9 protein-coding genes and 1 tRNA gene are annotated in these 8370 nt (G+C 69.4%); 6 read left to right on the top strand and 4 right to left on the bottom strand.

Translation table 11 applies throughout. From position 1 onward, the window contains the following. Nucleotides 1-36: 36 nt before the first annotated feature. The 3 genes from K206_RS0125970 to K206_RS0125980 form a co-directional block, all read right to left on the bottom strand. The gene (locus tag K206_RS0125970; protein ID WP_020205300.1) at nucleotides 37-648 is read right to left on the bottom strand and encodes an NAD(P)-dependent oxidoreductase; all 612 of its coding nucleotides are present in this window, start codon (nucleotides 646-648) and stop codon (nucleotides 37-39) included. 145 nt (nucleotides 649-793) lie between these two features. Further along, nucleotides 794-1231 carry an Rrf2 family transcriptional regulator gene (locus K206_RS0125975; protein WP_020205301.1) on the bottom strand — a complete coding sequence of 146 codons (438 nt, stop codon included), beginning with the start codon at nucleotides 1229-1231 and terminating at the stop codon, nucleotides 794-796. Nucleotides 1232-1722: 491 nt separating this feature from the next. Beyond that, nucleotides 1723-1809 (bottom strand) — tRNA-Leu (locus K206_RS0125980). Nucleotides 1810-1878: 69 nt separating this feature from the next. On the opposite strand from K206_RS0125980, the gene rnr reads away from it, so the two are divergent. The 5 genes from rnr (at nucleotide 1879) to K206_RS0126005 (ending at nucleotide 6800) form a co-directional block, all read left to right on the top strand. Next, entirely contained in the window at nucleotides 1879-4467 is a 2589-nt protein-coding gene (gene rnr, locus K206_RS0125985; protein WP_029044104.1) for a ribonuclease R, read from the top strand. Between the two features lie 71 nt (nucleotides 4468-4538). After that, entirely contained in the window at nucleotides 4539-5282 is a 744-nt protein-coding gene (gene rlmB, locus K206_RS0125990) for a 23S rRNA (guanosine(2251)-2'-O)-methyltransferase RlmB (RefSeq protein WP_020205303.1), read from the top strand. 4 nt (nucleotides 5283-5286) lie between these two features. Beyond that, nucleotides 5287-6042 carry an NAD-dependent deacylase gene (locus tag K206_RS0125995; protein WP_029044105.1) on the top strand — a complete coding sequence of 252 codons (756 nt, stop codon included), beginning with the start codon at nucleotides 5287-5289 and terminating at the stop codon, nucleotides 6040-6042. 111 nt (nucleotides 6043-6153) lie between these two features. Next, nucleotides 6154-6390, top strand: a complete 237-nt coding sequence (locus tag K206_RS0126000; protein ID WP_020205305.1) for an antitoxin — start codon at nucleotides 6154-6156, stop codon at nucleotides 6388-6390. Then, on the top strand, nucleotides 6390-6800 hold the full coding sequence (locus K206_RS0126005; RefSeq protein WP_020205306.1) for a type II toxin-antitoxin system VapC family toxin: 411 nt from the start codon (nucleotides 6390-6392) through the stop codon (nucleotides 6798-6800). The genes K206_RS0126000 and K206_RS0126005 overlap by 1 nt, the downstream gene beginning before the upstream one ends. Before the next feature lie 10 nt (nucleotides 6801-6810). On the opposite strand, the gene tal is transcribed toward K206_RS0126005, so the two are convergent. Further along, nucleotides 6811-7749: a transaldolase gene (tal, locus tag K206_RS0126010; RefSeq protein WP_020205307.1), complete on the bottom strand. Its 939-nt coding sequence runs from the start codon at nucleotides 7747-7749 to the stop codon at nucleotides 6811-6813. Between the two features lie 256 nt (nucleotides 7750-8005). On the opposite strand from tal, the gene K206_RS0126015 reads away from it, so the two are divergent. Beyond that, a partial coding sequence (locus K206_RS0126015; RefSeq protein WP_020205308.1) for a ribose-5-phosphate isomerase A occupies nucleotides 8006-8370 on the top strand: 365 nt, incomplete at its 3' end.

Raw genomic sequence — 8370 nt, forward strand, 5'->3', positions numbered from 1 at the left:
CGGGCGGGGCGGCAGCGCGCCGCCCCGAGGCATCGCTCAGTAAGCCACCGAATAACGCTGGCGCGGGTGCGCCGGCTTTTCCACCTCGTCGAGCATGGCGATGGCGTAGTCCTCCATCGAGATCCAGCTCTTGCCCGCGGCGTCGGACAGCAGCGTGTCGCCGCCCGTGCGCCACGTGCCGGTGCGCGTGCCCGGCTCGAACAGCGCGGCCGGCGACAGGAAGGTCCAGTCGAGCGCGGTCTCGGCGCGCAGGGCATCGAGGAAATCGCGCCCGGCCAGCGCCTCCGGCTTGTAGGCGTCGGGGAATCCCGGCGTATCCACCAGTTGCACGCCGGGCGCCACGTAGAGGCTGCCGGCGCCGCCCACCACCAGCAGGCGCGGCACGCCCGCGGCCTTGACTGCGCCGACGATCTGCGCGGCCCTGGTGTGTTCGAAGCGCACCGTGCTGATGGCCACGTCGCTGCCGGCGATGGCGGCAGCGAGCGCTTTGGTATCCGCCGCGTCGGCGTCGCGCGTGGTCAGGTTCGGCTGCGCCGGCAGCTTGCCGGCCTGGCGCGCGACGGCGGTCACGGTGTGGCCGCGGCGCAGCGCTTCGTCGACGAGGCGGGTGCCGACGCGGCCGGTGGCGCCGATGATTGCGATCTTCATGTTCAACTCCTGGCTTGGTTGCCTGCTGTTTGTGGCTCGGGACTGCTGCACCGCTGTGTGTCTCACAGCATAGTCATGCCCGCGCAAGGCGCGGGCGCCAATCGCCGATATGAAACCAGTTCAGTTACATATCGGCGCAAAAAAATCAGCGCTTGCGGCGCTCCCCGGCGGCGCGCTCTACGTCCGCCAGCATGCCGGCGATGGTGATCTCCGCCAGCGCGCCGTCCATCGCCGCCTGCGCGCGGTCGGCGGCGTGCTTCAGCGCGCCGGTGATTTCCCGGCCCACCATGCACGCCGGGTTGGGCGCGCTGTGGTGCAGGGCGATCAGGGCGGTCGACTCCACCGCGCGGAACACGTCGAGCAGCGTGATCGACGCCGCCGCGCGCGTCAGCGAGGCGCCGCCAGTGCTGCCCATCGCGGTGCTCACCAGCCCCGCTTCGGCCAGTTGCCCGACCAGCCGCCGGATCAGCGCCGGGTTGGTGCCCACGCTGCCGGCGATCAGCGACGACGGCAGCGGCGCGTCGGCGCTGGCCAGCAAGGTGAGGATATGGACGGCGACGGCGAAGCGGCTGCTGGTGGTCATGGGGGAGCGCAATCCGAAGCGCGATGTGAAACCATCATAGTTACAGATGCGGGCGGCTGTCAAGCCGCGGGTCGCCGGCGCGCGGGGGGCGAGGCCGGCCGCGTGCCGCGACAGTGGCGTTCATATTGAAAAATCGCGGGAAACCTGCGCAAAACGCGACATTCTGGCCTGCAGGCAGCGGAAGAATGCCGGTATCGGCACTGAAACTGATACACTCACCCGCAGCGCAGCAGTCGGCGCCAGGCAGCGGGTGATCCGGGCCGCGCGCTGCCGTTCATGTGAACGGCAGTCCCCAGGAGGGACCGCCCGAGGGCGGCGCAGCGCAGGCCGGAACCGCCGCCGTGCTTATCTTTTTATTCAGTCGCGCGGTCGCGAAGAAAATCGAAAAAATCGAATCGGGAGCAGCAAGTTGTCGGATCAGATGCCGGAGAACAGGACGGAAAACAAAAAACCCGCAAGGCTCGAAAGCGCTGCGGGTTTTCCGTTTGATCTGGTGCCCAGGAGAGGACTCGAACCTCCACAGTGTTGCCACCGCTAGGACCTGAACCTAGTGCGTCTACCAATTTCGCCACCTGGGCGGGCGTCGAAACAACCGAAGCGCTCATTATAGCGACCGCAATACGTTTGTCAAATACTATCCATAAAAATTGAATCAAAATAACTATCCGATCCCTAGCCGGGAAGAAATCCTCGGCGTCCTGAGGACGTCCGGGTCGCCCCTGTCGGCAGGCGACATCGCCAAGGCGCTGGCCGTCACGCGCAAGGAGCACGACGGATTCCAGAAACGCCTCGCCGCGATGGAGCGCGACGGCCAGATCGAACTCAACCGCAAGGGCCGCTACGAGCTGGCCCACCAGCCCAACTTCGTGACCGGGCGCGTGCAGGGCCACCGCGACGGCTTCGGCTTCCTGATCCGCGACGACGGCGACGACGACATCTTCCTGCCCGAGCGCGAGCTGCAGAAGGCGATGCACAACGACCGCGCCCAGGTGCGCGTGATCGGCTACGACCGGCGCGGCCGGCCCGAAGGCCAGATCGTCGAGATCATCGAGCGCGCCAACCGCTACGTGATCGGCCGCCTGCTCAGCGAAGGCGGCGTGCTGGTGGTGGCGCCGGAAGACAAGCGCATCAGCCAGGACATCCTGATCCCGCCCAAGTCGCAGGGCAAGGCGCGCGTGGGGCAGGTGGTCAGCGTCGAGATCATCGACTATCCCGACCGCTACGTGCAGCCGGTCGGCCGCGTGGTGGAAGTGCTGGGCGACATCGACGACCCCGGCATGGAGATCGAGATCGCGGTGCGCAAGTACGGCGTGCCGCACGAGTTCTCCGATGCCTGCGCCAAGGAAGCCGCCGCGCTGCCCGACGTGGTGCGCGAGTCCGACCTCGACCACCGCATCGACCTGCGCGACGTGCCGCTGGTCACCATCGACGGCGAGGACGCGCGCGACTTCGACGACGCGGTCTACTGCGAGCCGGTCAAGATCGGCCGCGCCAAGGGCTGGCGCCTGGTGGTGGCGATCGCCGACGTGTCGCACTACGTGCGTCCCGGCACGCCGCTCGACGCCGACGCGCTCGACCGCGCCACCTCGGTGTATTTCCCGCGCCGCGTGATCCCGATGCTGCCGGAGAAGCTCTCCAACGGCCTGTGCTCGCTCAACCCGCAGGTGGACCGCCTGTGCATGGTGTGCGACGCGGTCATCACCGCCAAGGGCGAGCTCAAGGCCTACCAGTTCTATCCGGCCGTGATGCATTCGGCCGCGCGCCTGACCTACAACGAGGTCTGGGCCGTGCTGTCGAACACCAAGGGTCCGGAGGCGCACAAGCGCGCCGACCTGGTGCCGCACCTGCAGAACCTGTACGAGCTGTTCCAGGTCCTGCTCAAGTCCCGCCGCGAGCGCGGCGCGATCGACTTCGACACCACCGAGACCTACATCGTCTGCAATGCGCAGGGCAAGATCGAGCAGATCCTGCCGCGCACCCGCAACGACGCGCACCGCCTGATCGAGGAATGCATGCTGGCCGCCAACGTGTGCGCGGCCGACTTCCTCGAGCGTTTCAAGCATCCCACGCTGTACCGCATCCACGCCGGCCCGAGCGAGGAAAAGCTCAAGAACCTGCGCGAGTTCCTCAAGACCGTGGGGCTGTCGCTGGCCGGCGGCGACAAGCCGCAGGCGGCCGACTACGCCGACGTGATGGACAAGATCAAGAGCCGTCCCGACGCGCCCATGCTGCAGACCATGCTGCTGCGCTCGATGCAGCAGGCGGTCTACAGCCCGGACAACATCGGCCACTTCGGCTTGTCGTACGAGGCCTACGCCCACTTCACCAGCCCGATCCGCCGCTACCCCGACCTGCTGGTCCACCGCGCGATCAAGGCCGTGCTGGCGCACACCAAGTACCAGCCGGCGTTCGCCCCCGGCACGACGCTGAACACCGCCATCGCGCCCAAGGCGCGCCGCCTGCAGGCCAAGGACGCCGCCGCCAAGGCCGAGCTGAGCGCCGCGCGCGCCAAGCGCAACGAAGCCATCTGGGACGAGCTCGGCCTGCACTGCTCGGCCAACGAGCGCCGCGCCGACGAAGCCTCGCGCGACGTCGAAGCCTGGCTCAAGTGCTACTTCATGCGCGACAAGCTCGGCAGCGAGTTCTCGGGCACGGTCAGCTCGGTCACGTCGTTCGGCATCTTCGTGCAGCTCGACGAGCTTTACGTCGAAGGCCTGGTGCACGTCACCGAACTGGGCAGCGACTACTTCCAGTACGACGAGGCGCGCAACGAACTGCGCGGCGAGCGCACCGGCATCCGCTACCGCCTCACCGACCGCGTGCGCGTGCAGGTCTCGCGCGTGGACCTGGACGCGCGCAAGATCGACTTCCGTCTGGTGCAGGAGCCGTCGGCCAAGAACCTGCGCGCCCGCGCGCCGGTCACCGAAGCCCAGCCGCGCGTGCCCGCCGCGCACGCCGTGCCGGCGCGCAAGAAGGGCCGCCAGCTGGCGGCGCTGCTCGGCGGCACCTCCAAGCCGGAAGAATCGTTCGACGAGACGCTCGACCGCGTGATCGAGGAGCAGCCGGTGTTCGAGGCCGTCATCACGCCGGTCAAGGCGCGCCCGGGACAGGGCGCCAAGCCCGCCGGCAAGCCGGCCAAGCGTGCCGCCAAGCCCAAGCCCGCGCATCTCGGCTCGGGCCCCAAGGGCGGCGGCAAGCCGGCCGGCAAGAGCAGCCGCGCGGCGCGCAAGCGCTGATGCACGGCGGGGCGCCATCACCGGCGCCCCGCCGCGAACGCCCGGCGGGTGCCGGCGGGTACAATCCCGTCATGGCTAAACAAAAACTCCTGATCGGCTTTCACGCCGTCACCGCGCGCCTGCGCCAGGACGCCGCCGGCGTCACCGATGTCTACGTAGAATCCGCGCGGCGCGACCGCCGCATGCAGGACTTCATCCGCCTGGCCGAGAGCCTCAAGGTGCGCCTGCATCCGGTCGATGCCGAGCGCCTGCGCGGCATGGCCGGCACCGACCGCCACCAGGGCGTGGTGGCCCGCGCCGAAGACGTGGCGCTCGCGCTCAACCTCGACGAACTGCTCGACGGCATCGAAGGCACGCCGCTGCTGCTGGTGCTCGACGGCGTCACCGATCCGCACAACCTCGGCGCCTGCCTGCGCGTGGCCGACGGCGCCGGCGCGCACGCCGTGATCGCGCCCAAGGACCGCAGCGTCGGCCTCAACACCACCGTGGCCAAGGTCGCCAGCGGCGCGGCCGAGACCGTGCCCTACATCACCGTCACCAACCTCGCCCGCACCCTGCGCGAACTGCAGGAACGCGGCATCTGGGTGGTCGGCACCGCCGACGGCACCGACAAGACCGTCTACGACGCCGACCTCAAGGGCCCCATCGCCCTGGTGATGGGCGCCGAAGGCGAAGGCATGCGCCGCCTCACGCGCGAGACCTGCGACGAACTGGTCGGCATCCCGATGGCCGGCGGCGTGGAAAGCCTCAACGTCTCGGTGGCCAGCGGCGTGTGCCTGTATGAAGCGGTGCGCCAGCGCCGCCTGCCGCGCTGACGCCATGACGGCGGAACTCGACGCGCAGTCGCTGGCGGCCGCGCGCGGCCTGGTCGCCGATGCCGCCAGCATCATGGTGCTGACCGGCGCCGGCGTATCGGCGGAGTCCGGCGTGCCGACGTTCCGCGACGCCATGACCGGCCTCTGGTCGCGCTTCGACCCCGAGGAACTCGCGCAGGAAGACGCCTACCGGCGCCAGCCCGCGCTGGTCTGGGCGTGGTACCTGCACCGGCGCGAACTGGTCGCCGCCACCCATCCCAACCCCGCCCATCTCGCGCTGGCCGCGCTCGCCGCGCGCAAGAAGGTCACGCTGGTCACGCAGAACGTGGACGGCCTGCACCAGCGCGCCGGCAGCCACGACGTGATCGAGCTGCACGGCAACCTGTTCGCCGACAAATGGCTGGACGGCTGCGGCCGCTGCGACCCGGCCACCGCCATCCCCGGCACGCCGCCGCGCTGCGGGCTGTGCAACGCCATGATGCGGCCCGGCGTGGTGTGGTTCGGCGAAGAACTGCCGCGCGTGGCGCGCTATCGCGCCGAGCACGCCGCCGAAACCTGCGATCTGTGCCTGGTGGTGGGCACTTCCGGCCTGGTCTACCCGGCCGCCGGCCTGCCCGGCGTCGCCAGGGACCACGGCGCGCACGTCATCGTGGTCAACCCCCAGCCCTCGGCGCTGGACCAGACCGCCGACATCGTGCTGCGCGGGCCGGCCGGGGTGGTGCTGCCGCGCTTGTGGGACGAGGCCGCGGCGCCGGCCTGAGCGCGCCGGCGGCGGGGCGATCGGGTTCGCGTAAGGCGATGTACATCCCGGATGTACATCGCCCGCCGCCGTGCTGGACTTCCTGCATCCAGTGCTTATCAGGGGGCTGCCATGCACCACACCCGCATCTTCCGCAACGGGAATTCGCAAGCGATACGGATTCCCGCCGACCTTGCCTATCCGGACAGCGACATGCCGCTCGAGATCGAGCGGGTTGGCGACGAGTTGCGCATCCGCCCGGCGCGCAAGCGCCTGACCGGGCTGCTGGACGTGTTCGCGGCGTTTCCCGAGGATTTCCTCGCCGGCGGGCGCGAACGGCAGGAGCAGGCCGAACGGGACGGGCTTTGATGGCCAGGTACATGCTCGACACCAATATGTGCATCTACCTGATGAAGAACCAGCCGCCGCACGTGGCGCAGCGGCTGGAAGCGTGCTTCGAAGGGGATGTGGTGCTGTCGGCGGTGACGCTGGCGGAACTGGAATACGGCATCGCCATGTCGCGGGAGCCGGAAGCGGCTCGCCGCGCGCTGGCGGCGCTGGTGGCGCGCGTGCCGGTGCTGCCGCTGACGAGCGCGGCGGCGCGCGCCTATGGTCCGATCCGCGCGGCCACGCGCGAGCGCAAGGCCGACGCGCTGGACAAGCTGATCGCGGCGCACGCGCTGGCCGAGGGCGCCATCGTCGTGACCAACAACGTGCGCGATTTCGCCGCCTGTCCGGGTGTCAGCGTGGAAGACTGGTCGGTGCCGCCGGCGGCCTGAGCCGCCACGCTCAGCGCGCGATCAGCGCCTCCAGCTTGACCGCATCCGCCGCGAACAGGCGGATGCCGTCGGACAGCTTCTCGGTGGCCATCTGGTCCTCGTTGAGTTGCCAGCGGAAGGCCGCTTCGCCGCATTCGATGCGCGCGATGTTGGCGGCCTGGGCCTGGTCCACCGACAGCCTGCGCTCGACCTGGCCTTCGGTGGCGGCGAGCTTTTCGAGCAGGTCGGGGCTGATGGTCAGCAGGTCGCAGCCGGCCAGCGAGAGGATCTGTCCGGTGCTGCGGAAGCTGGCGCCCATCACTTCGGTCGCATAGCCGAATTTCTTGTAGTAGTCGTAGATCTGGCGCACCGAGCGCACGCCGGGATCGTCGTCGCCGGCGTTGGCGGCGGCGTCCCATTTGTCGCCGGCCTTCTGCTTGTGCCAGTCGAGGATGCGGCCGACGAAGGGCGAGATGAGCTGCGCGCCGGCTTCGGCGCAGGCCACCGCCTGGGCCAGCGAGAACAGCAGCGTCATGTTGCAGCGGATGCCTTCGCGCTGCAGCACCTCGGCGGCGCGGATGCCTTCCCAGGTGGAGGCGATCTTGATCAGCACGCGCTCGCGCGCGATGCCGCGCTGCTCGTAGAGGGCGATCAGGTGGCGCGCCTTGGCCACGGTGGCCTCGGTGTCGAAGGACAGGCGCGCGTCGACCTCGGTGGAGACGCGGCCCGGCACGATCGCGAGGATCTCGCAGCCGAAGCCGATCAGCAGCGCGTCCATGACGGCGTCGCGGCCTTCGTTGTCGCGCACGGCCTGGTCCAGCAGCGGGCGGTACTCGGCCTTCTGCACGGCCTTGAGGATCAGTGAGGGATTGGTGGTGGCGTCCTGCGGCGTGTACTGCTTCATCAACTGGAAATCGCCGGTGTCCGCCACGACGGTGGTGAACTGCTTGAGCTGATCGAGCTGGTTCATGGTCGGTGAGTCGCTGTTAGAGAGGGTGGATGGCGCCGCGGCCGGCATGCCGGGCCGCGCGCGCCGCCGTACATCGTTGCGCTCCCGGCAGGGGAGGGCGGTGCAAGGCGCAATGCCTTGGCCGGTGCCCGGAGCCGTCGTGCGGGGGCCGGGCGCCGGCCTCGCAGCCATTGTACCGCCGCCCCGCGCCGCCTCCGGCGATGCCACGGCATTCCGGTACACTATGCGGTTTCCCCCAAGAAGACGGGCTGTTGTCATGACTCAGGATGAACTCAAGGCGCTGGTGGCGCAAGCTGCGGCGGACTATGTCGAGAAGGAAGTGCCGGCAGGCGCGGTGCTCGGCGTGGGCACGGGCTCCACGGCCAACCTCTTTATCGATGCGGTGGCGGCGTTCAAGGGACGCTTTGCCGGCGCGGTCTCCAGCTCGGAGGCATCCACCCGCCGCCTGCAGCAGCATGGCTTCAACGTGCTGGACCTCAACGAGGTCGACGAAATCCCCGTCTACGTGGACGGCGCCGACGAGATCGACGCCAGCGGCGCCATGATCAAGGGCGGCGGCGGCGCGCTCACGCGCGAGAAGATCGTGGCCTCGGTGGCGCAGCGCTTCGTCTGCATCGCCGA

The sequence above is a fragment of the Cupriavidus sp. WS genome (assembly GCF_000395345.1).
Taxonomy (GTDB): Bacteria; Pseudomonadota; Gammaproteobacteria; order Burkholderiales; family Burkholderiaceae; genus Cupriavidus; species Cupriavidus basilensis_B.